Annotated in this window: 25 protein-coding genes and 1 tRNA gene; 15 read left to right on the top strand and 11 right to left on the bottom strand. The window is 55.2% G+C overall.

What is annotated here, in order from left to right; all coding sequences use genetic code 11:
- The 8 genes from AC2FFB_RS02605 to AC2FFB_RS02570 all read left to right on the top strand — a co-directional run bounded on the left by AC2FFB_RS02605 (position 1) and on the right by AC2FFB_RS02570 (position 7151).
- Positions 1–1080, top strand: coding sequence for a cysteine desulfurase family protein (locus AC2FFB_RS02605; RefSeq protein WP_496691220.1), 1080 nt, complete (start codon positions 1–3; stop codon positions 1078–1080).
- Between the two features lie 18 nt (positions 1081–1098).
- Positions 1099–2619, top strand: coding sequence for a Fe-S cluster assembly protein SufB (gene sufB, locus AC2FFB_RS02600; protein WP_142633735.1), 1521 nt, complete (start codon positions 1099–1101; stop codon positions 2617–2619).
- 70 nt (positions 2620–2689) lie between these two features.
- Positions 2690–3445, top strand: a complete 756-nt coding sequence (gene sufC, locus AC2FFB_RS02595) for a Fe-S cluster assembly ATPase SufC (RefSeq protein WP_142633737.1) — start codon at positions 2690–2692, stop codon at positions 3443–3445.
- Complete coding sequence (sufD, locus tag AC2FFB_RS02590; protein WP_496700392.1) at positions 3445–4725, top strand: Fe-S cluster assembly protein SufD; 1281 nt, start codon at positions 3445–3447, stop codon at positions 4723–4725. The genes sufC and sufD overlap by 1 nt, the downstream gene beginning before the upstream one ends.
- A complete protein-coding gene (locus tag AC2FFB_RS02585) occupies positions 4725–5210 on the top strand; it encodes a YIP1 family protein (protein ID WP_496874462.1) in 486 nt (161 codons plus the stop codon). The genes sufD and AC2FFB_RS02585 overlap by 1 nt, the downstream gene beginning before the upstream one ends.
- Positions 5207–5773, top strand: a complete 567-nt coding sequence (locus tag AC2FFB_RS02580) for a YIP1 family protein (RefSeq protein WP_142633743.1) — start codon at positions 5207–5209, stop codon at positions 5771–5773. Before AC2FFB_RS02585 ends, AC2FFB_RS02580 begins: the two co-directional genes overlap by 4 nt.
- A 14-nt stretch (positions 5774–5787) precedes the next feature.
- Positions 5788–7008 (top strand): cysteine desulfurase, encoded by a 1221-nt coding sequence (locus AC2FFB_RS02575; protein ID WP_496874461.1) that lies wholly within the window; start codon positions 5788–5790, stop codon positions 7006–7008.
- A gap of 66 nt (positions 7009–7074) precedes the next feature.
- Positions 7075–7151: transfer RNA gene (locus AC2FFB_RS02570), tRNA-Arg, on the top strand.
- 166 nt (positions 7152–7317) lie between these two features.
- Here the strand turns inward: AC2FFB_RS02570 and mepK are convergent.
- Entirely contained in the window at positions 7318–7887 is a 570-nt protein-coding gene (gene mepK, locus AC2FFB_RS02565; RefSeq protein ID WP_142633747.1) for a peptidoglycan L,D-endopeptidase MepK, read from the bottom strand.
- Between the two features lie 355 nt (positions 7888–8242).
- On the opposite strand from mepK, the gene AC2FFB_RS02560 reads away from it, so the two are divergent.
- The 4 genes from AC2FFB_RS02560 to AC2FFB_RS02545 are packed head-to-tail and all read left to right on the top strand — an operon-like array spanning position 8243 to position 12483.
- Positions 8243–9847 carry a L,D-transpeptidase family protein gene (locus AC2FFB_RS02560; RefSeq protein WP_496688131.1) on the top strand — a complete coding sequence of 535 codons (1605 nt, stop codon included), beginning with the start codon at positions 8243–8245 and terminating at the stop codon, positions 9845–9847.
- A 36-nt stretch (positions 9848–9883) separates the two neighbouring features.
- Positions 9884–10975 carry a UDP-3-O-(3-hydroxymyristoyl)glucosamine N-acyltransferase gene (gene lpxD, locus AC2FFB_RS02555; protein ID WP_271947158.1) on the top strand — a complete coding sequence of 364 codons (1092 nt, stop codon included), beginning with the start codon at positions 9884–9886 and terminating at the stop codon, positions 10973–10975.
- A gap of 32 nt (positions 10976–11007) precedes the next feature.
- The gene (locus tag AC2FFB_RS02550) at positions 11008–11265 is read left to right on the top strand and encodes an acyl carrier protein (RefSeq protein WP_142633752.1); all 258 of its coding nucleotides are present in this window, start codon (positions 11008–11010) and stop codon (positions 11263–11265) included.
- A gap of 9 nt (positions 11266–11274) precedes the next feature.
- The gene (locus AC2FFB_RS02545; protein ID WP_496874460.1) at positions 11275–12483 is read left to right on the top strand and encodes a beta-ketoacyl-[acyl-carrier-protein] synthase family protein; all 1209 of its coding nucleotides are present in this window, start codon (positions 11275–11277) and stop codon (positions 12481–12483) included.
- 40 nt (positions 12484–12523) lie between these two features.
- Here AC2FFB_RS02545 and AC2FFB_RS02540 read toward each other — a convergent pair whose 3' ends face one another.
- Positions 12524–13141 carry an invasion associated locus B family protein gene (locus AC2FFB_RS02540; protein WP_496874459.1) on the bottom strand — a complete coding sequence of 206 codons (618 nt, stop codon included), beginning with the start codon at positions 13139–13141 and terminating at the stop codon, positions 12524–12526.
- 433 nt (positions 13142–13574) lie between these two features.
- Here AC2FFB_RS02540 and AC2FFB_RS02535 point away from each other — a divergent pair, with 433 nt between their 5' ends.
- On the top strand, positions 13575–15116 hold the full coding sequence (locus tag AC2FFB_RS02535) for a helicase HerA-like domain-containing protein (protein ID WP_496874458.1): 1542 nt from the start codon (positions 13575–13577) through the stop codon (positions 15114–15116).
- Positions 15117–15152: 36 nt separating this feature from the next.
- Here AC2FFB_RS02535 and AC2FFB_RS02530 read toward each other — a convergent pair whose 3' ends face one another.
- The 7 genes from AC2FFB_RS02530 to AC2FFB_RS02500 form a co-directional block, all read right to left on the bottom strand.
- Positions 15153–15404: a hypothetical protein gene (locus AC2FFB_RS02530; RefSeq protein ID WP_142633761.1), complete on the bottom strand. Its 252-nt coding sequence runs from the start codon at positions 15402–15404 to the stop codon at positions 15153–15155.
- Between the two features lie 176 nt (positions 15405–15580).
- A complete protein-coding gene (locus tag AC2FFB_RS02525) occupies positions 15581–16894 on the bottom strand; it encodes a branched-chain amino acid ABC transporter permease (RefSeq protein ID WP_281972087.1) in 1314 nt (437 codons plus the stop codon).
- On the bottom strand, positions 16891–17901 hold the full coding sequence (locus AC2FFB_RS02520) for a branched-chain amino acid ABC transporter permease (RefSeq protein ID WP_142633765.1): 1011 nt from the start codon (positions 17899–17901) through the stop codon (positions 16891–16893). The genes AC2FFB_RS02525 and AC2FFB_RS02520 overlap by 4 nt, the downstream gene beginning before the upstream one ends.
- Positions 17901–18326 carry a hypothetical protein gene (locus AC2FFB_RS02515; protein WP_142633767.1) on the bottom strand — a complete coding sequence of 142 codons (426 nt, stop codon included), beginning with the start codon at positions 18324–18326 and terminating at the stop codon, positions 17901–17903. The genes AC2FFB_RS02520 and AC2FFB_RS02515 overlap by 1 nt, the downstream gene beginning before the upstream one ends.
- 2 nt (positions 18327–18328) lie before the next feature.
- Positions 18329–19159, bottom strand: coding sequence for an ABC transporter ATP-binding protein (locus tag AC2FFB_RS02510; protein ID WP_271947146.1), 831 nt, complete (start codon positions 19157–19159; stop codon positions 18329–18331).
- Positions 19156–19944, bottom strand: a complete 789-nt coding sequence (locus tag AC2FFB_RS02505) for an ABC transporter ATP-binding protein (protein WP_271947144.1) — start codon at positions 19942–19944, stop codon at positions 19156–19158. The genes AC2FFB_RS02510 and AC2FFB_RS02505 overlap by 4 nt, the downstream gene beginning before the upstream one ends.
- A gap of 130 nt (positions 19945–20074) precedes the next feature.
- On the bottom strand, positions 20075–21256 hold the full coding sequence (locus AC2FFB_RS02500; RefSeq protein ID WP_496874457.1) for an ABC transporter substrate-binding protein: 1182 nt from the start codon (positions 21254–21256) through the stop codon (positions 20075–20077).
- 153 nt (positions 21257–21409) lie between these two features.
- Here AC2FFB_RS02500 and AC2FFB_RS02495 point away from each other — a divergent pair, with 153 nt between their 5' ends.
- Positions 21410–22507 (top strand): PQQ-dependent sugar dehydrogenase, encoded by a 1098-nt coding sequence (locus AC2FFB_RS02495; RefSeq protein ID WP_496874456.1) that lies wholly within the window; start codon positions 21410–21412, stop codon positions 22505–22507.
- Here the strand turns inward: AC2FFB_RS02495 and AC2FFB_RS02490 are convergent.
- The gene (locus AC2FFB_RS02490; protein ID WP_281972089.1) at positions 22504–23508 is read right to left on the bottom strand and encodes a GlxA family transcriptional regulator; all 1005 of its coding nucleotides are present in this window, start codon (positions 23506–23508) and stop codon (positions 22504–22506) included. The two genes, AC2FFB_RS02495 and AC2FFB_RS02490, sit on opposite strands and share 4 nt — an antisense overlap.
- 169 nt (positions 23509–23677) lie before the next feature.
- On the opposite strand from AC2FFB_RS02490, the gene AC2FFB_RS02485 reads away from it, so the two are divergent.
- Positions 23678–25048 (top strand): class II 3-deoxy-7-phosphoheptulonate synthase, encoded by a 1371-nt coding sequence (locus tag AC2FFB_RS02485; protein ID WP_142633778.1) that lies wholly within the window; start codon positions 23678–23680, stop codon positions 25046–25048.
- 73 nt (positions 25049–25121) lie between these two features.
- On the opposite strand, the gene AC2FFB_RS02480 is transcribed toward AC2FFB_RS02485, so the two are convergent.
- Complete coding sequence (locus AC2FFB_RS02480; protein ID WP_496874455.1) at positions 25122–25796, bottom strand: PAS domain-containing protein; 675 nt, start codon at positions 25794–25796, stop codon at positions 25122–25124.
- Positions 25797–26012 lie beyond the last annotated feature (216 nt).

Here is a 26012-nt window from a genome sequence, read left to right as displayed (position 1 = left end):
ATGAATCGTGTTTACCTTGATCATAACGCCACAACGCCAATTCGCCCCGAAGCGCGCGATGCGATGATCACGGCAATGGATCAGATCGGTAACCCTTCCTCGGTTCACGCTGAAGGACGAGCGGCAAAGGCCATGGTCGAGCGTGCACGGGCGCAGGTGGCCGAAGCTGTCGGGTGCCGACCGCAGGAAGTTATTTTCACCTCAGGTGCGACCGAAGCGGCTCGGGTCCTGCAAAATAGACCGAATAATTGCGATGTGTTCGTCGATACAACGGCGCATGACGCGCTTTGGTCGCATCTTGATCTATCGAACTGCAACGAACGCCCGTTCGGACCTGGTCACATCTTAGCAATGGGGTTGGCGAATTCGGAAACAGGTATCGTTACCTTGCCACCGAAAAAGGTCGAAGGTCAGTGGCCCTATGGCGCACGGCGCGCCGATTGGTTGTTGCTGGATATTACGCAGGCTGTTGGCCGTATACCCTTTTCCTTCGCCTGGAGCGATGCGGATATGGCGGTTCTTTCGGCGCATAAAATCGGCGGTCCTAAGGGTGTTGGCGCTCTGATCCTAAAACAAGGGCTGGACATCAACCCGCTTGCTGTTGGTGGCGGGCAGGAAATGGGCCGGCGCTCCGGGACGGAAAACGTTGTTGGAATCGCGGGTTTTGGTGCCGCTGCCGAGGCCGCAGTGAAAGATCTGGCTAACGGTGTTTGGGAAAATGTTGCTAAGTTTAGAAATATTCTAGAGAACGCTCTTGAGGCCGGATCGAAAGCGACTATTTTTGTCGGGAAAGATCAGGAGCGACTCCCCAACACTTTGTGTTTTGCAACTCCCGGATGGAAAGGGGAGACGCAAGTTATGCAGATGGATCTGGCTGGATTTGCGATCAGCGCAGGTTCGGCCTGTTCAAGTGGCAAGGTAAAGACCAGCCGAGTTCTGACGGCAATGGGATATGACGAGGTAACGGCAGCCAGCGCAATTCGGGTATCGCTCGGCCCTTGGACGACAGAAGATGATGTGCTGCGTTTCGCGGATACGTGGCTGGAAAAAGAGAAAAAGCATCGCGCGCGTGCCGCGTGATCTGACGGAGGATAAGTCATGGCCGCTTTGGACCAGACTCAGGTAAAAGAAGGTGTCGATCAGGAAACCGTTGATGCGGTGCGCGAGGCCGGAACTTATAAATACGGCTGGAACACCGATATCGAGATGGAATACGCCCCAAAAGGCGTGAACCCCGATATCGTCCGTCTGATCTCGGACAAGAATGAAGAACCGGAATGGATGACCGAATGGCGTCTGGCCGCGTTCGAACGCTGGACCAAGATGGAAGAGCCGAAATGGGCGATGGTCAGCTATCCCGAAATCGACTTCCAGAACCAGTATTACTATGCCCGTCCGAAATCGATGGAGGTAAAGCCGAAATCGCTGGATGAGGTGGATCCGAAGCTGCTGGCCACTTACGAAAAGCTTGGTATCCCACTGAAAGAACAGATGATTTTGGCTGGCGTCGAAGGTGCCGAGGATATGCCCGCCGAAGGGCGCAAGGTGGCCGTGGATGCGGTGTTCGACTCGGTGTCCGTTGGCACAACCTTTCAGGCCGAACTGAAAAAGGCAGGTGTGATCTTCTGTTCGATTTCTGAAGCGATCAGGGAGCACCCCGAGCTGGTCAAGAAATACCTGGGCACCGTGGTTCCGGTATCGGACAATTTCTATGCCACGCTGAACTCGGCCGTGTTCTCGGACGGGTCATTTGTCTACATCCCGCCGGGCGTACGCTGCCCGATGGAGCTGAGCACCTATTTCCGCATCAATGCGGAGAACACCGGTCAGTTTGAACGTACCCTGATCATTGCCGATAAAGGCAGCTATGTCAGCTACTTGGAGGGCTGTACTGCGCCTCAGCGCGACACTGCGCAGCTGCATGCTGCCGTGGTCGAAATCATTATCGAGGAAGATGCCGAGGTAAAATACTCGACCGTTCAAAACTGGTACCCCGGGGATGAGAATGGCAAGGGTGGCATCTATAACTTTGTGACCAAGCGCGCGGATTGCCGCGGCGACCGGTCCAAGGTGATGTGGACGCAGGTGGAGACCGGCTCTGCCGTGACATGGAAATACCCGTCCTGCATCCTGCGCGGCAATGAAAGCCAAGGTGAGTTCTATTCGATCGCGATTGCCAATAACTATCAGCAGGCCGACACTGGCACCAAGATGATCCACCTCGGCAAGAACACCAAGTCTCGGATCGTTTCGAAAGGGATCAGCGCGGGCAAGGCGCAGAACACCTATCGCGGGTTGGTCTCGATGCATCCGAAAGCCAAGGACAGCCGCAATTACACCCAGTGTGACAGCCTGCTGATCGGTGACAAATGCGGGGCGCATACGGTGCCCTATATCGAGGTCAAGAACAACTCATCGCGCGTCGAGCATGAAGCGACGACGTCGAAGGTCGATGATGATCAGCTGTTCTATTGCCGTCAGCGCGGAATGGACGAGGAAGAGGCCGTGGCCCTTGTTGTCAACGGGTTCTGCAAGGACGTGCTACAGGCACTGCCGATGGAATTTGCGATGGAGGCCCAGCAGTTGGTGGCCATCAGTCTCGAAGGATCTGTGGGTTAATCCCGACTTTCCCTGAATTCAGAACATACAGGGGGCATGACCCTCTTGCGATACGCCAAAGGAAATAAACATGCTGGAAATCAAAAACCTGCACGTCAAACTTGAAGAAGAAGACAAGCAAATCCTCAAAGGTGTCGACCTGAAGGTTGAGGCTGGCAAGGTACATGCGATCATGGGGCCAAATGGCTCGGGCAAATCGACGCTCAGCTATGTGCTGTCCGGTCGGGATGGGTATGAAGTGACCGAAGGCTCGGCGACCCTTGGTGGTGAGAACCTGTTCGAGATGGAACCGGAAGAGCGCGCAGCAGCCGGTGTTTTCCTGGCGTTCCAATATCCGGTTGAAATCCCAGGCGTTGGCAACATGACCTTTCTGCGCACCGCTGTGAATTCACAGCGCAAGGCCCGCGGGGAAGAAGAGCTTTCGGCAGCCGATTTCCTGAAAGAGGTGCGCGCCAAGGCCAAATCGTTAAAGATCGATGCGGATATGCTGAAGCGCCCTGTGAATGTTGGCTTTTCTGGCGGTGAGAAAAAGCGCAACGAAATACTGCAAATGGCCATGCTCGAGCCCAAAATGTGCATTCTGGACGAGACAGATTCCGGTTTGGATGTAGACGCGATGAAACTGGTTGCCGAGGGCGTGAACGCGCTGCGCGACGAAGCGCGTGGTTTCCTTGTTATCACGCATTATCAGCGCCTTCTGGACCACATCAAACCTGATGTCGTGCATATCATGGCCGATGGGCGGATTGTAAAAACTGGCGGTCCCGAGTTGGCACTTGAGGTTGAAAACAACGGTTATGCCGACATTCTGGCCGAGGTGAACTGATGGCGTTGCCCCAAGCAAAACAGACTGCGACGGAGGAGCGGCTGGCCGTCCTGTCGTTGCCCGATGCCGGATGTACTCGCGCTGCGCGCGAGGACGCGATTGCCCGTGTGCGCCAAATGGGCTTGCCCAGCCGGCGCGACGAGTACTGGAAATACACCCAACCCGATACGCTCGTATCGGCTGATGCAGCGCATGCGGCGCTGTTCGAGTCGGACGAGCCGCAAATGTTCGATGAATTCGACCGCTTGAAGATTGTCTTCGTTGACGGAGTGTTCAATCCCGAAGAGTCCGATGATCTGACACTCGAAGGTGTTTCGATCGACCGGCTTGAAGATATTTGCTGCAAAGATATCCATTGGGCCAAAGACTTGTACGGCGTTCTTGAAGCAAATGGACAAGTCCCGGTTCAGCGCCCGCTGGCCGCATTGAACACCGCATTTGCATCAGACGGCGTGGCCATCCATGTGACCGGTAAGCCATCGAAACCGATCAGCCTGATCTATCGCCATGCGTCCGAGGATTCGGATGCGATCCTGCATCACGTAGTGCGGGTCGAAACTGACGCCGAGGTTACCATTCTCGAAAACGGGCCGGCGGCATCGCGTTTCAACAAATGTATGGAAATTGACATTGCCGATGGTGGCTCGCTGCACCATGTGCGGGCCCAGGGTCGTGACCACGAGCGTCGTGCGGCGACGCATATGTTTACACGGTTGGGTGCCAATTCGGTCTACAAATCCTTCACCCTGACCATGAACGGTGTTCTGACCCGGAACGAACAGGTGATCGAATTGACCGGCGATGATGCGGTGGCGCACGTGGCCGGTGCCTGCGTCGGAGATGGCGACTTTCACCATGACGACACGGTATTCGTCACCCATGACGCGGTTGGTTGCGAAAGCCGCCAGGTGTTCAAGAAGGTGCTGCGGAACGGCGCGACCGGCGTGTTTCAGGGCAAGATCCTTGTGAAAGAGGGCGCCCAGAAAACAGACGGGTATCAGATCAGCCAGTCTTTGCTACTGGATGATGATAGTCAGTTCCTCGCCAAGCCCGAGCTTGAGATCTATGCCGATGACGTTGTCTGTTCGCACGGTTCGACATCAGGTGCGCTTGATGAAACGGCTCTGTTCTACCTGCGGTCTCGGGGTGTGCCCGTCAAAGAGGCAACAAATTTGCTGACATTGTCGTTCCTGGCCGAGGCTGTGGAAGAGATCGAGGATGAAAGCCTTGCGGAGGCTATGGTTGACCGCCTTGAAGGCTGGCTTTCTCGGCGAAGCTGATGCCGGTAACGTCGGATATAGTGGCCACATACCGTGGACCAGGCCGGGTTGTAAGCCGGCTTTTGGATTTGGGCGAACGTGAGGACCGCGCTTTGGTCTTTGTAATGGCGTTCTGCGTGGTGGCATTCATTGCGCAACTGCCACGTTTGTCCCGACAGGCGCATCTCGAAGATCTCGAGCTTAACATGCTGTTGGGCGGTGCCTTGCTTGGAACTGTCATTATCTTGCCGCTGTTCTTCTACCTTCTGGCCTTCGTGTCCCACGGTGTGGCGCGTCTGTTCGGCGGAAAGGGGACTGCCTATGGCGCAAGGTTAGCTCTGTTCTGGGCGTTGCTATCTTCGACGCCGTTGATTTTGCTGAACGGCCTTGTCGCTGGTTTTATTGGTCCGGGGACAACCATGACCACTGTCGGGTTGGTTTGGTTCGTCGTATTCCTGTGGTTCTGGTTTTCGGGCCTTAGGCAAGCGCAAAGGTATGCGGAATGAATCCGGCCGTGCTGAGTCAGATTGCTGTTCTGACCCTGACCAACCCTGCCGAAGCGGCAAGACGGTTGCTGGATCTGCGTCCCGGGCGTGAAGTTGTCTGGCTGGCATTCTTTCTGGCTGTCGTTCTGAACGGTGCCATCCAAATTGGTATCGAACAGATGGTCCCTGTCCCCCAGGGTGAACCGCTTCCCGTTTCTGATCCTGTTATTCTGAACCTTCTGCGTTCGTCAGGCGCGATGCTGCTCAGCGTGGTGGCTCTTCTTTTTGTTGGTCGTACTATCGGGGGCGTTGCGACATTCAAAGATATCCTGATCCTGACGATCTGGCTGCAATTCCTTCAGATCGCAGCGATGTCGGTGACGCTGATCGTTTCGATGGTTGTTCCATTTATGATGGTCATGTTTTTGCTGGCGACCGCACTTGTCAGCCTTTACGTCTCAATGCATTTCCTGAATGAAGCTCATAAGTTCAACTCGATGCTGAAATCTTTTGGGGTCATTCTGTTATCCGCACTGATTTCAATCTCATTTGTCCTCATGTTCACACCCAGCGGCCCGGTCTAGGGAAGAAAAATACGATGTTCGATCTGCAGAAAATTCGCGCTGACTTTCCGATCCTGTCCCGAGAGGTAAACGGCAAGCCGCTGACCTATCTGGACAATGGAGCATCAGCTCAGAAGCCACAGGTTGTCATTGACGCTGTGACGCGGGCTTATACCGAAGAATATGCAAATGTGCATCGCGGGCTGCACTATCTGTCCAATCTGGCGACCGAGAAATACGAATCCGTTCGTGGAACTATTGCCCGATTTCTGGGCGTAACGGATGAAGATGAAATTGTTCTGAACTCGGGCACGACTGAAGGCATCAATCTGGTCGCCTATGGCTGGGCGATGCCGCGTCTTCAGGCCGGGGACGAGATCGTCCTGAGTGTGATGGAGCATCATGCAAACATCGTACCCTGGCATTTCCTGCGCGAGCGTCAGGGAGTGGTGTTGAAATGGGTGGATGTGGATGCGGATGGTGGGCTTGATCCGCGAGCTGTCATTGATGCCATCGGTCCAAAAACCAAGCTGGTCGCGGTGACCCATTGTTCGAACGTGTTGGGCACGGTTGTGGATGTCAAAGCAGTCACCGAAGGCGCCCATGCCAAAGGCGTCCCGGTGCTGGTGGATGGCAGTCAAGGCGCCGTGCATATGCCGGTCGATGTCCAGGATATCGGCTGCGATTTCTACGCCATCACCGGGCATAAGCTTTATGGCCCATCAGGATCGGGAGCGATTTACATCAAATCTGACCGAATGGCCGAAATGCGCCCGTTTATCGGTGGCGGTGACATGATCAAAGAGGTCAGCAAGGATCAGGTGATCTACAATGATCCACCGATGAAATTCGAGGCGGGAACTCCTGGTATCGTGCAAACCATCGGACTGGGCGTCGCTCTGGACTATCTGATGGATTTGGGGATGGACAACGTTGCTGCTCATGAGGCCGAGATCCGAGACTATGCGATGCAGAGGTTTGCAGGGCTGAACTGGATTCAGCTTCAGGGGACACGGCCGGACAAAGCGGCGATCTTTAGCTTCACTTTGGACGGTGCAGGCCATGCACATGACATTTCGACGATTTTGGATAAAAAGGGCGTCGCTGTTCGGGCCGGGCACCATTGTGCTGGACCATTGATGGATTTCCTCGGAGTCACCGCGACATGCCGCGCCAGTTTTGGTCTCTATAACTCGAAAGATGAGGTCGATACCCTGATCGAAGCGCTTGAACTTGCGCATGATCTGTTCGCGTGAAACCTGTTTGATCCGGGTCGATTTTCAGTTGCACCCGGACCGGAACAAGGTTAGCTAACGGCTCAGGCACCTGTAGCTCAGCTGGATAGAGCGCTGCCCTCCGAAGGCAGAGGCCAGAGGTTCGAATCCTCTCAGGTGCGCCATTTCTTGAATATTTGGGCTCGTATTGAAAATCACCTACGACAGCCGGTTTGCGCAGGGTTTATGAGGCTGCCTGAGTAGAATAGGCACCTCCACAATGGCAGATAAATCTGCTCATTCAAACGGTTAGGTGACCGACAAAGTTCTCTTGACGACAGGCGGGGCGGATCAACCGCCCCAGCTTCTTACCACACCGCAATCCATATGCACGAAGTTCGAGCGGTGGTATTTGCCAACACCACCAGCACGGCAAGACATCGCCGCTTTGGCCATTTGCGAGACCGAACGAGATGACAGGCGGAGGTCGGCTGCCTGGCCTTTCATGTGCAACGAATTCTTGGCAACACGGCGCGACCGTGACCGCAGCATCGCGTTGGTCTGCGGCGAGCGATAGCCCGACAGCAGCATATAGGGTTCGTTGACATCCAACAGATTATGCGACGCCGCCATGATGTCGATCGTGCGGAGGTCCATATCTTTGGCCTGGTCGGTGCGCCAATCGCGCATGAAGTGGTTCACTTCTTTGACCGCGTCTTTGATGTATTTACCGTCAACCCAATAGATCATATCGATCCGCTCGCCAGTGCGTCCGGAATACATGCGAATACGGCGAATATCACCACCGCCACGAAGGAATCCTGCTGCATTGGAGTAGGTTGGAGTTGCTACAACTGCTGTTGCTGCGAATGCGCCCAATAAAGCACGCCGGGTCAAACCCGAGGAACTGCTCGTCGTCATTTTGTGTTTCGTCCCGTACTGTTCCTGCCTGCACACGATGTTACGCGCGCTGTATTAATTTATTCCCATCCCAGATGAGGGATTTATGACACAGTCGTGAAGGGCGGCCAAGAAGTCTTTCAAATTCATCTTTTCAAGGGGGAATTTTCGGCAGTTTTTTGCGCAGGTGGTGCAAAATGGCAAAGATCCAACGTCTTAGGCCGTCGCCGAAATCTGTCCGATGCAAACAAGCATCACGCTTGAGTATAAGCACGAAATTGATGCATTTGTGAATAGACAATGGGTTTCAAGCAAAACCATAATTGTTCGGCATTGCCTGAAACGGCGTATTATATTGAAAATTCAAGGGCTCCAAATGTTCTCTGTTCTTCGTGCAAGCACCGGTATTGCTTTGGCCGCATGTTTTCTAACGACTTCGGCGATGGCGAACACTGAGGCCAAGCCTGACACCGCATTCCAGATGGCGGTTGCCGAATTTGCACCTTCCGGGTCTGAGATTGCCGATTTCTACCGTGAAAGAGGATTCGTGCCTGTTTGGATTGGCGACACGGCTGCACATGCTGAACGTCGTCAACGGTTGATTGAGGGGCTTTCTGCGGTCGAATTACACGGGCTACCCGCGAACGCCTATGATGCGCAGGGCTTGGTTGACCGGCTTCAATCAGCAAAATCAGCGCGTGAGCTTGGGGCGATTGAGGTCGAGCTGACGCGCGTTTTTGCGGCCTATGCACAAGACATGAGGACAGGCCTTTTACGACCATCCGATATAGACGATGGATTGGTCAGGAAGGTCGAGCCGACCTCGACAGCAGGGCATCTGCGTGGACTGACGACCTCGGAGGATGCAGCCTATTTCGATCAGTTGGCGCCAAGCTCGACCCAGTATCGGGCTTTGATGAAGCAGAAACTTGCGCTGGAAGAATTGGTTCGCCAAGGCGGTTGGGGAACTACTGTTCCGCAGGCTAAGCTCGAACTGGGAGATACGGGACCCGCCGTAATAGCGATGCGTAACCGACTGGTTGAAATGGGTTTTATGAACCCAACAGCCAGCCCTGTTTTTGACGATGCCTTGCTGGCAGGCGTTCAGCGGTTTCAGATCGCACATGGTCTTGCCGCAGATGGCGTCGCGGGGCCGGGCACAATTACTGAGCTGAACCGCACTGCTTCGGATCGTCTGAAGGCCGTCTATGTCGCGCTGGAGCGTGAGCGCTGGTTGCCGCGCGAGCGCGGTGAACGCCACATTCTGGTCAATCAGGCTGATTTCTCAGCCAAGATTGTTGATGACGGCTTTATTACCTTTGAAACCCGCGCCGTGATCGGCAAGAACACCCATGATCGTCGCAGCCCTGAGTTTTCGGACAAGATGGAGCATATGGTCATTAACCCCAGCTGGTATGTCCCACGCTCGATCATCACCAAGGAATACCTGCCGCAGCTGCAGTCCAACCCAAATGCCGTTGGGCATATTCAGATTACCGATCGCAGTGGTCGCCAGGTCAATCGCGGGGCAGTAGATTTCACCCAGTTCACCGCAAGCAACTTTCCATTTGCGATGCGCCAACCGCCCAGCAAAAGCAATGCCCTGGGGCTGGTGAAGTTCATGTTCCCCAACAAGCACAACATTTATCTGCATGATACACCGCAGAAAAGTCTGTTTGCTCGGGAATCTCGTGCCTTCTCGCATGGTTGTATCAGATTGGCTCAGCCTTTCGAATTCGCTTACGCACTGTTGGCGAAGCAAGAAGAAAACCCAAAGGCATTTTTCCATCGGATTCTCGCGACAGGAAAAGAGACCACTGTGAAGCTTGAGCAGCATGTTCCTGTCCACTTGATTTACCGCACTGCCTTTATTGGCCCGAAAGGTGAGGTACAGTACCGTCGCGACGTCTATGGCCGTGATCAGAAAATCTGGAATGCTCTGCAGAAAGCAGGGGTGGCCCTGCCGGACGTTCAGGGGTAATCACCGGGGGCAAGTCCTAGTTCCGGGAAGCCCCACATGAAATATACAGTTCAACAAATCGCAGATGCCCTTGACGCTGAGTTCCAGGGCGATGCCAGCTTGGTCGTACATGCTGCTGCTGAACCGTCGGATGCAACTGCCACTGATCTGGCGATGGCGATGTCGCCGAAATATGCCGAGGATCTGGGATCGGGTTCGGCGCAGGTCGCCATCCTTTGGGAAGGTGCTGACTGGCAGGCGTTGGGGCTTAAGGCAGCAATATTCGTTCGACGACCGCGCATGGCGATGGCCGGGATCACATCCATGCTGGATAAAGGGCAGGGCTTTGGATCCGGGGTTCACCCTTCTGCAGTCATCGACCCAACTGCGGATGTAGCAGATGGGGTCTCAATCGGCCCTCTGGCAGTCATTGGTGCACGGGCCCGGGTCGGCAGAGGGGCGAATATCGGACCGCATTGCGTCATCGGTATGGATGCTGTGTTGGGCGAAGACGCGGTTCTGCGCGAAATGGTCAGCATTGGTGCCCGTGTACAGATCGGGGATCGTTTTATCGCGCAACCAGGGGCAAGGATCGGTAGCGACGGGTTCAGTTTTGTTACGCCCGAAGTTTCGGGGGTAGAGAACGCGCGCAAGACCTTGGGGGATGCAGGAGACGCCAGCGCGCAAAGCTGGCTGCGCATTCATTCGCTTGGTTCTGTGGAAATTGGCGACGATGTCGAGATCGGTGCGAATTGCACGATCGACAACGGGACCATTCGTAATACTCGCATCGGGAATGGCACAAAACTGGATAATCAGGTCCATATCGGCCACAACACGCGCGTTGGTAATGACTGTTTGCTGTGTGGTCAGTCTGGTATTTCCGGTTCGGTTGAGCTTGGCAATAACGTGGTTCTGGGTGGGCAGTCAGGCGTCTCGGACAATATTTTCGTTGGCGACGGTGTGATTGTCGGCGGTGGTACCAAAATCCTGTCAAACGTACCTGCCGGTCGTGTGTTGATGGGCTACCCGGCTGTGAAGATGGAAACCTTTACTGATGTCTATAAGGCGCAGCGCAGATTGCCGCGGATGCTTCGTGACGTGGAGGCGTTGAAAAAGGCTGTTTCCAAACAGCCTCCGAGCGATTAAATCACATTCAACGTGATAATCAGAGGATCGATATGAGCATCACCGACCGCGTCATTGCCATCATTGCCGAACAAGCCGTGTTGGAGCCTTCGGATGTGACGCCCGAAAGTACGCTCGAAGATCTGGGGATCGACAGCTTGGGGCTGGTCGAGAGTATCTTTGCCATAGAAGAAGAGTTCGACATTACCGTTCCGTTCAATGCCAATGAACCAACGGCCAGTGACTTTGACATCTCAAATGTCGCCGCGATCATTGCTGGGATCGAAAAGCTTGTGGCAGAAAAGGTCTGACCCAAGCAAATGAAACGGGTAGTAATAACCGGGGCAGGCACGATCAATTCGCTTGGTCATTCAGTTCCAGATACGCTTGAGGCGATGCGGGAAGGCCGTTGTGGCATTTCGGAACTTGAATTTCGAGACGTCGACAGGTTGGCGATCAAGATCGGTGGGCAGGTCCGGGGGTTCGAAGCCGAGGGTCGGTTCAACCGCCAACAGATGACTCTGTATGACAGGTTTACACAGTTTACCCTGACCGCGACCAAAGAGGCCATAGATCAGTCCGGGATCGAATTCCACGGTGAGTTGGCTGCACGATCTGGCGTGGTTCTGGGAACAGCAGGTGGTGGCGTTTCGACCTGGGACGACAACTACCGTTCAGTCTATGAGGACGGGAAGAACAGGGTTCATCCATTTGTTGTTCCTAAACTTATGAACAACGCGGCGGCAAGCCACGTATCAATGGAACATAACCTCAAAGGTCCCAGCTTTACGGTATCGACTGCTTGTGCCTCATCGAACCATGCGATGGCGCAAGCCTTTCAGATGGTGCGCAGCGGGGCGGCCCCTGCGATGATCACCGGCGGCTCAGAGTCCATGTTGTGCTTTGGTGGCGTTAAGGCCTGGGAAGGGCTGCGGGTGATGTCCAAGGATGCCTGTCGTCCCTTTAGCGCCAACCGAAACGGTATGGTGCAAGGAGAGGGAGCGGGCATCTTCGTGTTCGAGGAATACGAACACGCGAAGGCGCGTGGGGCAGAAATTTTGTGCGAAGTTGTTGGTTTCGCGATGACCTCGGATGCATCAGACATTGTGATGCCCAGCAAGCAGGGCGCAGCCCGTGCGATGTCAGGGGCGTTGTCTGATGCTGGCCTGAATGCCAATCAGGTGGGTTATATCAACGCCCATGGCACAGGTACTGCGGCCAATGACAAAACGGAATGTGCCGCTGTAGCTGGCGTTTTCGGCCCGCATGCGGACGAACTTTTGATCTCATCCACAAAGTCGATGCATGGTCACTTGATTGGCGGAACCGGCGCGGTAGAGCTTTTGGCCTGTATCATGGCCCTTCGAGATGGGGTGATTGCACCGACGATTGGCTACGAAGAACCTGATCCGGAATGTGCTTTGGACGTTGTGCCCAACGAGGCACGCGAAGCGAAAATCGAGGTTGCGCTAAGCAACGCTTTCGCTTTCGGAGGTCTGAACGCTGTACTTGCCTTGAAGCGGATTTGAGAAAGCCGCTGGGTTAAACGGCTTTCTCGAAATGTAGTCTTCAGTTGGTTGCGACATCAACAATGTCGTAACCTGCAGTAAACCCGGACAAAGACAGGTCAAGTTCGATCACCTGATCCGGCGCGGGCGCTGGAACGATGGTCAAAGTCGCCTTGCTGCCCTGCTTCATTGCGTCGATATCCCCTTGGGTCAGGCCGATTTGGGCAACACAGCCAACAGGGTTACAAAACGAATAGTTGTAGCGTTTGGCAGGCGCCCCGTCGATTGAGAGGGTCAGCTGCGCTTGCAACAGTGTTTCAAGCGGAACCAAGATATTTGCTCCGGCTACAGCCGAACCGCCTTCGGGTAGGCGGAACATGGAAAACTCAGCCATAGGCACATCTTGCGGGCCATTTATGACCTGCAGCAGCGAACACAGATCTTTGCCCGCGTTCATCTTCAAACAGTTCAGGCTCCAGTCGCCGAATTTTTCTTTGTCATAGCGCTGTCCGACCTTGACGGTTTCATCGACCGGCTGCCCTAGGTCGAGACCATTGTCCACCTGCTCGGTCGTAGGGGATTCGGTGGCAGGTTCTGTCGTGTCGGTGGTCTCTTGCGCCAGGGCGGCGCCGTTGAAAAGAAAAGCTGCCGCAACAAGCTTTAACGGTGTCCTGAACATAATTGCCTCGTGATTGTTGATGTGGCTTTTCGCTGGGTCTAGCACCACTGGCGCGCAGTGTCAGGTATTATGCAGCGTAAAAAGACAGAAGTGATCGGAATCTCGCCTGAGGCCCCGTGGGCAATACGTGTGGCCAAGAAAAAAGGGAGCCGGTGGAGCGGCTCCCTTTCATGAATTTTTCTCCCCGTCGGACCGGCCGACTTAATTATGAGCAGACGTTACGAGAGGGCGGCGCGATGGTCAACTACTAACCTGAAAATTTAATTATGAAGCTATGGTGGAAAAAGGGCCGCGCGTGAACGCGCGGCCAGTCGACAGGGAGGAAGTTTGTTGACCGCGCAATTCTCATACACGAACAACCAGAAAACTATCGCAGCCAAAGGTTAACTTTGTATGCTGGGCGGAGATCGGTAGGAAACAGGGCCTTAAGCATATGAGTGAGAACATATTTCTTGGCGGTGGTGGCGCAGATTACAGCCAACCGCAGACGTTGTCGTTGAAATACGCCAACCGCCACGGCCTGATCGCCGGTGCGACCGGTACTGGCAAGACCGTGACGCTTCAGATCCTGGCCGAGGGGTTTTCCAAGGCTGGGGTGCCGGTGTTTCTGTCTGACGTCAAAGGTGATCTGTCTGGTTTGGCGCTGGCGGGCAGTGAAAGTCACAAGCTACATGGGGCATTTCAGAAGCGTTCCGAAACCATCGGATTCACGGATTACGAATATGCCGCTTGCCCGGTCACTTTCTGGGATCTGTTCGGTCAGCAAGGCCATCCGGTTCGAACCACAGTATCCGAGATGGGACCTTTGTTGTTGTCCAGGCTGATGGACCTGAGCGAAGCACAAGAAGGCATTGTAAACATTGCATTTCGGGTTGCCGATGAAGAAGGTATGCCCCTGTTGGATATGAAAGATCTGCAAGCCCTGCTGGTCTGGATCGGAGAGAACAGAGCAAATCTTTCGCTGCGCTATGGGAATGTCTCAACCGCCTCGATCGGTGCCATCCAGCGACGGTTATTGGTTCTTGAAAATCAAGGGGGCACCAATCTGTTTGGCGAACCTGCCCTGGAACTGGCCGATCTTATGCGCACCGATGCCAACGGGAATGGCATGGTGAACATCCTGGCCTCTGACAAGCTGATGGGATCACCTCGTCTGTATGCGACGTTCCTGTTATGGCTGCTGAGCGAACTGTTTGAAGAGTTGCCCGAAGTCGGCGATCCGGACAAACCCAAGCTGGTATTTTTCTTTGACGAAGCGCATCTGTTGTTCGAAGACGCGCCCAAAGTGCTTGTGGACAAGGTCGAGCAGGTCGCCCGCCTTATCCGATCAAAGGGCGTAGGGGTCTATTTCATCTCGCAAAACCCGGCAGACATCCCAGAAGACATTCTGGGTCAGTTGGGTAACCGGGTACAGCATGCTTTGCGAGCTTTCACCGCCCGAGACAGGAAAAACCTTCGCCTTGCGGCTGAAACCTACCGCGAGAATCCAACCTTTGATACTGAGGCCGCCATCCGTGAGGTTGGCGTGGGCGAGGCGGTTACATCCATGCTGCAAAAGAAAGGGGTTCCGGGCATCGTCGAACGCACTTTGATCCGTCCCCCTGGGTCACAGTTGGGGCCGATTACCGCTGCCGAACGGCAAACGGTAATGAATGCGTCTCCGATGAAAGGCAAATACGAAACCCGCATAGATCGCAGATCAGCCTTTGAGATGCTCCAGGCGCGGACTGATGCCGCAGCACAGGCCGCAGCCGAGGCAGAAGAACAGCTTGAGTCTCAATCGATTGCAGAACGCGAATTTGCCACGGCTCGCCGATACTCAGGTAGCAAAGTATCGCGGTCTTCTTCGCGGATCGTGCGAAAGAAGGACACCTTTGCCACCGCCATGAGCGAGGCCGTCATTAAAGAGCTTAAGGGAACAACCGGGCGCAGGATCGTCCGAGGCATTCTGGGCGGGTTATTTCGTAATCGTTGAATGGCGGGCCGGGCTGATTGCCCGGCCACACAACGGTCACTTCAGGCGGCGTTGGCCTTCTTGTCTGCAATATGCATCAGCCTCGGGGACGGACATTTTTGTTGCCGGAAAGTCGATTGCCCGGTCCCAGTCCACGCGGTTCTGCCGGTAGAGCTGGCATGTTACCACGCCCTTGGGGGTCTGGACTTTGACCGGAGTGGTTTCCAGATCTTTTGGTGACGGAATACATGCGGTCAAAGAGGCAAGAACCGGCAACAGAATGAGTGTCTTTGTAAGAGTGGTTTTCATCGGTGTTTTCTATTCCCTGCGGGCAAATGGTAGTAGTCTGCACAAAGGCAAATATTTGGTGAACACGACTGTGAAACTTGTCAGGCCGATGAGTTGCTCTAGTAAGTTCCTCACTCAAAAGCAAGAAACCGCACCAATTTCTTGACGCGGTTCCATATATTGGAGGATCTGTGGCCCTATTTCTCGGGGATCAGCCCTCTTGGACTGAATCTAAGAACAATCAGCAGAATCAACCCCATCGTGAACAGTCGCATATGGGCCGCGCTGTCGATCAGATGCGTCTTGAGCGCACTGCCATCGGGCATTCCGGACGTGATCAGGTTCATAAGCCACAACCCAATCGGTTCGACCTGGACCCACAGGAACCAGATGAGGAACGCGCCCAGCACCGCACCAAAGTTGTTGCCCGATCCGCCCACGATCACCATGACCCAGACCAGAAATGTAAAGCGCAGAGGGTTGTAGGTACCCGGCGTCAACTGCCCGTCCAGCGTTGTCATCATTGCGCCCGCGATACCGCAGATGGCAGAGCCCAGAACGAAGATTTGCAAATGGCGGCGGGTGACATCTTTACCCATCGCCTCGGCTGCAACCTCGTTGTCACGGATGGCGCGCATCATGCGGCCCCAGGGGCTGCGCAGCGCCATCTGGGCCATCCACAGCAGGATCAGAAGAACAACCATGAACAGCAGGGAATAGCCCAGCTTGACCGACAGGGTCGAGGCGATGACAGGGTCCAGCCCAAACCAATCGGCACGGGCAATGAAGGATGGATCCTGCTGCAGCTCAACCTCATAGCCGACCACGGGCGAGGGGCGTGGGATGCCGTAGACATTCTTGACACCTCGGGCCAGCCAGTCCTCGTTTTTCATGATTGCGATGATGATTTCGGCAATCCCAAGCGTCGCAATCGCCAGATAGTCCGAGCGCAGGCCAAGGGCTGTTTTGCCGATCAGCCACGCGGCACCGGCGGCTAGCACGCCACCCGCGGGCCAGGCCAACAGAACTGGCAGATTCAACCCGCCAAGGTTGCCCGCAACGGCTGGGTCAATGGCTTCGACACCAGCAACGCTGGGGTCAAACACCGCACGGTAAATGAAAAACCCGGCGATCAGAATCGCGACGATGGCAATCGTCTGTACACGGCCCCTCGGTATTTTTGTTGCCACCACAACCGCCGCAACGACGGTCGCAGCCCCCAACAGCAACGCAAGGACGATCCCGTATCCTCCGGATGACCACGCGCCGGGTGTCGGCGGGGTTGAGACAAGCACAACCGCCAGCCCGCCCAGCGCAACAAAGCCCATAACACCAACGTTAAACAGGCCCGCAAAGCCCCATTGCAAGTTCACCCCAAGCGCCATGATGGCCGAGATCAACCCCATGTTCAGGATCAGGATCGCCGAATTCCAGCTTTGCGTGAATCCGGTCAACAGGATCAGGCCGCCAACAACCACGAAAAGCAGCGTATTTTTGACAGTCTCGGTCATACCGCTTTCCCCTTAAACAGACCTGTGGGCTTAAACAGAAGCACGATAAGCAAGATAACAAAGCTGACCGCGAATTTGTAATCGGTGGAAAGGAATTGGACCAACCCCGAAGGCTCCAGATGTTCCGGTGCCAGATAGGTCAGCACCTTTTTCCACGCATAGGTGATCGTCACCTCGGAAAACGCGATGATGAACCCGCCCGCGATAGCGCCCAGCGGGTTGCCGAGGCCGCCGACGATGGCCGAAGCGAAGATCGGCAGCAGAAGCTGGAAATAGACAAAGGGCTTAAAGCTCTTGTCCAACCCGTAAAGCACACCCGCAGTTGTCGCCAGCGCCGCGACAAGGATCCAAGTGATCATCACCACACGTTCAGGGTTGATGCCGGACAGCAGCGCCAGATCCTCGTTATCCGAATAAGCGCGCATCGACTTGCCGGTGCGGGTTTTGTTCAAAAACCAGAACAAAAGTGCCACGGCGACTACGGCCACAACCACAGTGATGCCCTGAGAGGTCTTGATCGCCAACCCCTCACGCAACCCGGTCATCGCCTTGAATTCCCGCGCTGAAACGATGAACCGCTCACCGTCCGAGAACCTTTGATCATCCGGCCCGATTATGAACCGCACCAGCCCGTTCATGATGAACATCACACCCATCGAGACGATCACAAGAATGACCGGCTTGGCCTTTTGTTCCCGGTAGAAACGGTAAACCATCCGATCCGTGATCAGAACCAGAACGATACAGCCGAGAATGGCAAAGGGCAGGGCCAGCAGAGCGGTTGGCAGCGGCCCGAAACTGACCCCGGCGGCCTGCAGGCCCCATGTGACCAGCACGGCGATCATCGCACCAAAGGCCATCGTGTCGCCATGGGCAAAGTTCGAGAACCGCAGGATGCCATAGATTAACGTCACCCCCAACGCGCCCAGCGCCAACTGGCTGCCATAGGCGATTGCGGGAACAAGGACGAAGTTGGAGAGCGCCACAAGGGCGTTGAGGAAGTCCATTAGTTTTGATTCTCCGCTTCGCAAAAACCTTCAACTGACCTTGTCAGTAGTTTGTCGCGTCCAACCAATGTTTCACTTAAGATTGCAGTTCCAAGTTCATAGTTGGGTTTGTCCGCATTAAAAACGCCTTGAAACACGTCGAGCCTTGGGCTGCCAATGTCTGGGCCATAGGCGAATACCGAAAGTATTGGATCATGCGTGACCCGAATATGCGACCAGTCACTAGTTGGGTATTCTAAGCCATTTTCGTGCCAGATTAATTGGTGCTCTGTTTCAGAAAGCATCACATTTCGTTGATTCTCAAACCTACAAAGAAGCACAATTTCTGATTCAGTTTGTTTTGATTGAAGTATCGCGCTCTCAGCAGAAGCGACGGTTACAAAAAGACAGACGAAAAAGGCGGCGAGACAGCTAAATCTATTCATCCTCACCCCCCCAAGAAACTCTTACGAACCTCTGGATCGGCCAGCAGTTCCTTGCCCGTGCCGGTATAGGCATTCCGCCCCTGAACCAGCACATATCCCTTGTCGGCGATCTCCAACGCCTGACGAGCGTTCTGCTCAACCATCAGGATCGGCAACCCAGTGCGCGAGACCTCGATGATCCGATCGAAAAGCTCATCCATCACGATGGGCGAGACACCAGCAGTCGGTTCGTCCAACATCAGCACTTTGGGCTGGGTCATCAGCGCGCGGCCCACGGCAACCTGTTGGCGCTGACCGCCTGACAGCTCTCCGGCTGCCTGGTTGCGTTTGTCGCGGAGGATGGGGAAGAGGTCATAGACCTGCTCCATCGTGTCCGAGAAATCATCACGGCGGATAAAGGCACCCATCTCAAGGTTCTCTTCCACCGTCATCGACGTAAAGATGTTCGAGGTCTGAGGAACAAAGCCCATCCCCTTGATCACCCGATCCTGGGGCGACAGGTTGGTGATGTCTTCTCCGTCCAGTCGCACAGATCCCGCGCGGACATCCAGCATCCCAAACACGGCCTTCATTGCAGTGGATTTACCGGCGCCGTTGGGGCCAACGATTACAGCGATTTCACCGGCGTCGACGGAAATCGTGCAATCATGCAGGATATCCGGGCCCTTGCCGTAGCCTCCGGTCATGGTGTCGCCGATCAGGAATGGGCCACCTTCAACGCGGTGCGTCTTTCCGCTTTTGCGATGTGCGGGCGTCATCGTGCCCATGCCTTGGGTATTGGTGATCGAGGCATCCTTGTTGCCGTGGTCATCCTGATAAGGATTATCGCTCATGCCCCGGCCTCCAGCTTGTCTTTGTTCTTCAGGCCGGTGCCCAGATAGGCTTCGATCACATGCTCATTGGCTTTGATCTCGTCCAAAGTGCCCTGGGCCAGAACCTTGCCCTCGGCCATACAAATGACCGGGTCGCAGATTTTGCCGATGAAATCCATGTCGTGTTCGATGACTACAAACGTATAGCCGCGTTCCTTGTTCAGGCGCAGGATCGTGTCGGCGATGGTCATCAGCAGGGTGCGGTTCACACCCGCGCCGACCTCGTCCAGAAACACGATCTTGGCGTCGACCATCATGGTACGGCCAAGTTCCAGCAGCTTTTTCTGCCCGCCCGAGACCTGACCGGCCTTGTGATCGGCCAGATGTTCGATGGTCAGAAACTCCAACACCTCATCAGCCTTAGCCTTTAACGCGCGCTCTTCATTAGCGATGCGTTTGCGGCCGAACCAGGTGTTCCAAAGCGATTCCCCGGATTGCGCGCCGGGCACCATCATCAGGTTCTCTCGGCAACTCATCGAGGAGAATTCATGCGCGATCTGAAAAGTGCGCAGCAGACCTTTGTGAAACAGATCATGCGGTGGCAAGCCGGTTATGTCCTCGCCATCCATGAACACGCGTCCAGAGGTGGGCGGGAGCACACCCGCGATCACGTTGAACAGAGTTGTCTTTCCGGCCCCGTTCGGCCCAATCAGGCCGGTGATCGAACCCTTCTGGATTTCCAGCGATGCCCCATCCACCGCATGAAACCCGCCGAAATGCTTATGCACGTCCTCGACGACGATCATCTTTTCCCCTAGCCGCCGTTTTCGGCGTTCTTGTTTTCACACCCTCATTGAAGAGGTGCGGTCTTTTTTCACTGAAGCAGCCCGGACACAAGGTCCGGGCTGCTTATTTTCAGGTCTTCTTAGGCCAAAATCAACGGAAGTTGACGGTCTTGTTTTCGCCGTCGGTGACTTCGATCTCGCGATATGAACCTGCGCTTTCTCCGGGGCCGATCAGCTCAACGCCGGACGCGCCGACATAGTCGATGTCCTGACCAGTGGCCAACAGTTCCAGACCTTTGGCCAGCTCACCCGGATAGATCTTCTCACCTGGAGCGTTGGCAACATCTAGGATCTTGCTGCCATAGTCGGCCGGGTTGGTCGAACCAGCGGCCTGCATCGCCAGCATGAACAGCGCTGCGGCGTCATAGCTTTCAGGCGAATAGGGCGACGATCCGTCAAAACCGGCGGCTTCGGCCATGGCAAAGTACTTTTCAGCACCTTCACCACCTGAACCGGCGATCTGACCGAACGAGCCGTTCAGGTCGGGACCGACATTTGCGGGCAGCGAGTCACCGATCATGCCACCGGGCAAGCCGAACGTGTCGAATGCACCGCTGTCCAGCGCTGACTGAATGATGCCCAGTCCGCCCTGATCGAGATACCCGGCTACAACCAGAATGTCGCCACCAGCCGAGGCCAGCGCGCCAACTTCGGCCGAATAGTCCGCTTTGCCATCTTCATGCGCTGCCACGATTGTGACTTCGCCGCCCGATGCCTCGAACGAGGACTGGATCGCGTCTGCCAGACCCTTGCCATAGTCGTTGTTGGTGTAGGTCAGTGCGATTGAAGTGATACCGCGATCATTCAGGATATCTGCCATCACTTGACCTTCACGCGCATCCGAAGGGGCGGTGCGGAAGAACAGGCCGTTATCCTCCATGGTCGACAGGCCGGGCGAGGTCGCCGAGGGCGAGATCATGACCATCCCGTTCGGGATCGCGACATTCTGCAGGATCGCTCCGGTCACGCCAGAGCAGTCACCGCCAATGATGCCGGCAACGCCGTCGGCAATCATGCGTTCACCGTTCGAGGTGGACAGGCCGTTGTCGATACAGCCGGTATCAGCGCGCGATGCGGTGACGGTCGAGCCATCCAGCAGTTTGCCGGATTCGGTGACTTCGGCCATCGCCATCTCGGCGCCTGAACCCATAGCGGGTGCCAGCGATTCAATCGGTCCGGTAAAGCCGAACAGAACACCCAATGTGACGTCTTCGGCCATAGCTGCGCCCGAAAGAAGGGCGGTTGCTGCAGTTGCTGTAAGCAGCTTTTTCATATGGTTACTCCCAGTTGTGAACGTATTCGTTCTGGGCACGACCCTAGGCAAGCTGTTCGAAAAAGAAAAGTCCTAACGCAAACGTGTTTTTGTGGCGCACAGTTCTAGTTGTTCAGATGTGCCCGGCGCGGTGTTTTCGGTAAGGAGAACGAGATGTTTAGACTAGCTTTGATCTTCATATTTTCTGTTGTTTCAGGGTTGGCAGGGGCAGAATCGCTAACTACCAACTCCGGATCGGCGCGTGTGACGGCGATGGTGAAGGGGCTCGATACGCCCTGGGCAGTCGGCATCCTGCCTGACATGTCCTTTCTGGTAACCGAGCGCGACGGTGAACTTCTGTTTGTGTCGAAGGGAAACATAGTTCGCGTCAAAGGCACTCCCAATGTGGTTGCAAAGGGGCAGGGCGGTTTGCTGGACGTAACCGTTGCCAGGGATTTTTCGCAAAGCCGTGAGGTTTTCCTGACCTATTCCAAGCCTCAACCAAAGGGGGCAGGCACTGCACTTGCGATTGCGCGCCTGTCCGAAGACGGATCAGAGCTGACCGATCTGCGCACGATTTTCGAAGCGGAAAATGGTGGGGATTCTGGGCGTCATTTTGGCTCTCGTATTGTCGAGGCAAAGGACGGGACATTACTTGTCACTATCGGCGATCGTGGTGATCGCCCGACCGCCCAGGATCAATCGAGTCACAACGGCTCGGTGATCCGTGTGAATCGGGACGGCTCGGTGCCGGCTGATAATCCATTTGTCGGACAACAGGGAATTCAGCCTGAGATATGGTCTTATGGCCACCGGAATCCCCAAGGCGCAGGGCTGGATGCACGGGGGCATCTATGGGTATCGGAACATGGAGCCAAGGGAGGAGATGAAGTGAACCTAATCCGGCCGGGGCGGAACTATGGCTGGCCGGTGATTTCCTATGGCAAGCACTATTCCGGCCAGACAATCGGCGAGGGGACGGCGAAACCGGGGATGGAGCAACCTGAATTCTACTGGGACCCTTCCATCGCCCCATCCGGCCTTTTGATTTATTCAGGCAAGCTTTGGCCCGAATGGAAGGGTGATCTATTCGTCGGGTCGCTCAAATTCGACTATATCGCTCGGCTTGAAGGCATCCCTTTGACTGAGGTCGAGCAGATCAAGGGCCCTCAGACGGAACGCGTCCGCGACATTGTCGAGGCACCAGATGGATCAATCTGGTTTATTTCCGTCGGGCAGGGCGCTGTCTTTCGCATGACCCCCAGCGATTAAACAGACAAGCGCCCGCTTTGCGCACCGCGCTCACGATAGGGCGTGGTGTTGTAATGCGCCCGGTAGCATTTCGAGAAATGGCTAGGCGAGGCAAACCCGCATGCCAGCGCCACGTTGATCACGCTCATGTCGGTCTGCATCAGCAGGTTCCGGGCTTTATGCAGGCGCAGCTCCATATAATAGCGTTTAGGTGACCGGCTGAGGTAACGGCGAAACAGACGCTCTAGCTGCCGCGTGGACATGCCGACCTCTTTGGCCAGAAGCGAAGGCGAGATCGGCTCTTCGATGTTCTTCTCCATCATCAGGATGACCTGGCTCAGCTTGGGATGGCGCACCCCAATCCGTGTCGGGGTCGACAGACGCTGGGTGTCCTGATCAGTTCGGATCGAGGAATAGATCAGCTGATCGGCCACCGCGTTGGCAAGATCTTCGCCAAAATCCTCGGCGATGATTTTCAGCATCAGGTCGATAGAGGAAGTACCACCGGCTGTTGTCATCCGGTTTCCGTCAATCTGGAATACGGATTTGGTCAGATCGACCTCATCAAATTCTTCGGTGAAACTGTCTGAGTTTTCCCAGTGAATTGTCGCACGCTTGCCATCCAGTAAACCGGCCTTGGCCAAGGTATAGGCTGCCGTACACAGCCCACCAATGCGCAATCCCCGGCGTGCTTCGCGGCGGACCCAGTTCAGAATTTTCTTGGTGGTAGCGGCTTGAACATCGACACCGCCGCAGATCAGCACGACGTCATCACGCTGCAGCTCGGCTAGATCTGCGTCCAGTTTGAACTCGGTTCCTGCGGAACATCTGATTGTCTCGCCGCCTTCTCCAGACAGACTCCAACTGTAAAGCTCTTTGTCGGCCATTCGGTTTGCGATGCGCAGGCTATCCAGCGCAGAGGCAAAACACAGCAGCGAGAATTTGTCCAACAGGACAAACACGAAATGACGAGGGCTGGCCGCAGTGGTTTCCACCGTGACAACTTGGCGTTGCTCTTGCATGGCGAGGTGTCCTTGATTCGGCGCCGTTTGACCCTACGTCCGGCGACAGATTTGACCGCCACCATGATCAAAGCTTGTTTGCGACGTCAAGAGGTCCAAATCGTATATGGCCTCTCACCAAACGTTTTTGTATAGAGGCGACTTGAATACTTCAGCGGAGATCAAAGCTATGACCGAATGGCAAAAAACGAACTGGCGCAACAAGCCCCGGGTTCAGATGCCAGACTATACCGACGCAGCCGCGCTGGCAAAAGTCGAGGCTCAGCTTTCGCAGTATCCGCCGCTGGTGTTTGCAGGTGAGGCACGTCGGCTCAAGCAACATCTTGGTGCTGCGGGGCGGGGTGAGGCTTTCCTGCTGCAGGGCGGCGACTGTGCTGAAAGCTTTGAACAATTCAGCGCGGATGCGATCCGCGACACCTTTAAGGTGATGCTGCAGATGGCCATGGTTCTGACCTATGGCGCAAAGGTGCCGGTGGTCAAAGTGGGCCGTATGGCTGGACAGTTCGCCAAACCGCGCAGCGCACCGACAGAGGTGGTGGATGGCATTGAGCTGCCCAGCTATCGCGGCGATATTATCAACGAGCTGGATTTCACGCCCGAGGCGCGGATTCCGAATCCGTCCAAGATGTTGCAAGCCTATACGCAGGCAGCGGCAACATTGAACTTGTTGCGCGCCTTTTCGACCGGTGGTTTCGCCGATATGAGCCATGTGCATTCGTGGACACTCGGCTTTGCCGATGGCCAGGATGTTCAGAAATACTCTGAAATTGCTGACCGAATTCAGGATTCGATTGATTTCATGGGGGCTGCGGGCATCACCGCGGACACAACGCATGAATTCTCGTCGGTTGAATTCTATACCAGCCACGAAGGTCTGCTGCTTGAATACGAAGAGGCGCTAACCCGTCTTGATTCTACATCGGGCAACTGGTTGGCCGGGTCCGGCCACATGATTTGGATTGGCGACCGCACCCGTCAGCCTGATGGCGCGCATGTTGAATTCTGTTCCGGCGTTCTGAACCCGATCGGTCTGAAATGCGGTCCGACGACATCTGCCGAAGACCTCAAAGTTCTGATGGCCAAACTGAACCCGGAAAACGAAGAAGGGCGTCTGACCTTGATCGCGCGGTTTGGTGCAGGCAAGGCGGGAGAGCATCTGCCGCGTCTGGTCAAAGCCGTCAAGGAAGAGGGCGCCAAGGTGACCTGGGTCTGTGACCCTATGCACGGCAATACGATCAAATCGGCCACCGGCTATAAGACCCGGCCCTTTGATTCCGTGCTGCGCGAAGTTCGCGACTTCTTTGGTGTGCATCAGGCCGAGGGCACGATCCCCGGCGGTGTGCATTTTGAGATGACCGGGCTAGACGTGACCGAATGCACTGGAGGTGTACGCGCTGTAACAGAAGAAGATCTGTCAGACCGTTACCACACTGCCTGCGATCCACGTTTGAACGCGTCGCAGTCGTTGGAACTGGCCTTCCTTGTTGCGGAAGAACTGACAGATCTGCGCCGGAACCGCGGCAAACGCGCAGCCTCCTAACCACTTGGTCAGACGGTTTTAAAAAGGCGGGTCTAATAGGCCCGCCTTCTTTACATTTAACACGCGTTACTCGTTACTTATCCCGTGATACGACCAATCGAAGGTGAGATCCGGGACGTTTGAACTCTTGTTGTTTTTCGGCAAATCCTTCTACAACAGGCTGAACCGGTTGTTGCGGCGCCTTTATTTCTGACACAGCACGCAGTTTGTGATGGCTTACATCAAAGCGCCGGGGGGTTGCCCCAATCGCCAGGTCACTGACCATGACGCCAAGAACACGGCTGACATCGCCCAAATCGCTTTTCAGCGGCAAAAGGATCATTCGCGCCTGAAGATCCGTGCGCCCAAACCCACCGGTCGAGGCCAATTCAAGTTCAGCAATGGCAGGACCGGCAAAAACCTGTTCAAGGATTTCCGTAACCTGAGTTCGCGCGCTGGGTTCGAAAAAAGCGGTCAGCGGCATTCCCCGGACCTCCATACCCGCCAGTGTGTTCAAGTGACTGCCGGCCAGACGAAACCGGGCCAGACCGGGTGCAATGCGTTCAAGGATGAAGGTGTTAGGCAGGATATTCTCAAGCCCGCGCGGGTCGATCTGAGATCGCATAGGAACACCATCGCCGGACAGCAAGGCTGTCCAGTACGCTTCGGCCTGTTGTATGGGCGATAGACTGCGCCCACTGTCAAAACGATCCATTGCGACGATCTTTCCAAATTTAGTCCCGGAACCGTTACCGAAAAAGATCTTCATTTTCATCACCCTAACTGCAATCGACCGTCATTTTCATAAAATGCAAGATACCGGGAGCTTTTGCGCCTTGTCGGTACTTGCCTAGACGAGATTGGCACGGGTTGAGTCAATTTTGGAGTAATTCTTTAATGAATGGTTAACCTCTGTCCGGCGCTGTCATTCTCAGCAAACTCTTGCCCTGCACACGAGGATGGCATTAGGTGCGGACAAGAACAC

Source organism: Ruegeria sp. YTSA219 (assembly GCF_059609985.1).
This window is presented reverse-complemented; position numbering and strand designations above follow the sequence as displayed.

Bases quoted from the DNA above. Each gene is read 5' to 3' on its own strand.
- AC2FFB_RS02580 (WP_142633743.1), top strand. From the start codon at position 5,207: ATGAATCCGGCCGTGCTGAGTCAGATTGCTGTTCTGACCCTGACCAAC.
- sufD (WP_496700392.1), top strand. From the start codon at position 3,445: ATGGCGTTGCCCCAAGCAAAACAGACTGCGACGGAGGAGCGGCTGGCC.
- AC2FFB_RS02545 (WP_496874460.1), top strand. From the start codon at position 11,275: ATGAAACGGGTAGTAATAACCGGGGCAGGCACGATCAATTCGCTTGGT.
- AC2FFB_RS02530 (WP_142633761.1), bottom strand. From the start codon at position 15,404: ATGAAAACCACTCTTACAAAGACACTCATTCTGTTGCCGGTTCTTGCC.
- AC2FFB_RS02550 (WP_142633752.1), top strand. From the start codon at position 11,008: ATGAGCATCACCGACCGCGTCATTGCCATCATTGCCGAACAAGCCGTG.
- AC2FFB_RS02510 (WP_271947146.1), bottom strand. From the start codon at position 19,159: ATGAGCGATAATCCTTATCAGGATGACCACGGCAACAAGGATGCCTCG.
- AC2FFB_RS02515 (WP_142633767.1), bottom strand. From the start codon at position 18,326: ATGAATAGATTTAGCTGTCTCGCCGCCTTTTTCGTCTGTCTTTTTGTA.
- lpxD (WP_271947158.1), top strand. From the start codon at position 9,884: ATGAAATATACAGTTCAACAAATCGCAGATGCCCTTGACGCTGAGTTC.
- AC2FFB_RS02535 (WP_496874458.1), top strand. From the start codon at position 13,575: ATGAGTGAGAACATATTTCTTGGCGGTGGTGGCGCAGATTACAGCCAA.
- AC2FFB_RS02605 (WP_496691220.1), top strand. From the start codon at position 1: ATGAATCGTGTTTACCTTGATCATAACGCCACAACGCCAATTCGCCCC.
- AC2FFB_RS02485 (WP_142633778.1), top strand. From the start codon at position 23,678: ATGACCGAATGGCAAAAAACGAACTGGCGCAACAAGCCCCGGGTTCAG.
- sufB (WP_142633735.1), top strand. From the start codon at position 1,099: ATGGCCGCTTTGGACCAGACTCAGGTAAAAGAAGGTGTCGATCAGGAA.
- mepK (WP_142633747.1), bottom strand. From the start codon at position 7,887: ATGACGACGAGCAGTTCCTCGGGTTTGACCCGGCGTGCTTTATTGGGC.
- AC2FFB_RS02480 (WP_496874455.1), bottom strand. From the start codon at position 25,796: ATGAAGATCTTTTTCGGTAACGGTTCCGGGACTAAATTTGGAAAGATC.
- AC2FFB_RS02540 (WP_496874459.1), bottom strand. From the start codon at position 13,141: ATGTTCAGGACACCGTTAAAGCTTGTTGCGGCAGCTTTTCTTTTCAAC.
- AC2FFB_RS02490 (WP_281972089.1), bottom strand. From the start codon at position 23,508: ATGCAAGAGCAACGCCAAGTTGTCACGGTGGAAACCACTGCGGCCAGC.
- AC2FFB_RS02495 (WP_496874456.1), top strand. From the start codon at position 21,410: ATGTTTAGACTAGCTTTGATCTTCATATTTTCTGTTGTTTCAGGGTTG.
- AC2FFB_RS02560 (WP_496688131.1), top strand. From the start codon at position 8,243: ATGTTCTCTGTTCTTCGTGCAAGCACCGGTATTGCTTTGGCCGCATGT.
- AC2FFB_RS02585 (WP_496874462.1), top strand. From the start codon at position 4,725: ATGCCGGTAACGTCGGATATAGTGGCCACATACCGTGGACCAGGCCGG.
- AC2FFB_RS02520 (WP_142633765.1), bottom strand. From the start codon at position 17,901: ATGGACTTCCTCAACGCCCTTGTGGCGCTCTCCAACTTCGTCCTTGTT.
- AC2FFB_RS02575 (WP_496874461.1), top strand. From the start codon at position 5,788: ATGTTCGATCTGCAGAAAATTCGCGCTGACTTTCCGATCCTGTCCCGA.
- AC2FFB_RS02525 (WP_281972087.1), bottom strand. From the start codon at position 16,894: ATGACCGAGACTGTCAAAAATACGCTGCTTTTCGTGGTTGTTGGCGGC.
- AC2FFB_RS02500 (WP_496874457.1), bottom strand. From the start codon at position 21,256: ATGAAAAAGCTGCTTACAGCAACTGCAGCAACCGCCCTTCTTTCGGGC.
- sufC (WP_142633737.1), top strand. From the start codon at position 2,690: ATGCTGGAAATCAAAAACCTGCACGTCAAACTTGAAGAAGAAGACAAG.
- AC2FFB_RS02505 (WP_271947144.1), bottom strand. From the start codon at position 19,944: ATGATCGTCGTCGAGGACGTGCATAAGCATTTCGGCGGGTTTCATGCG.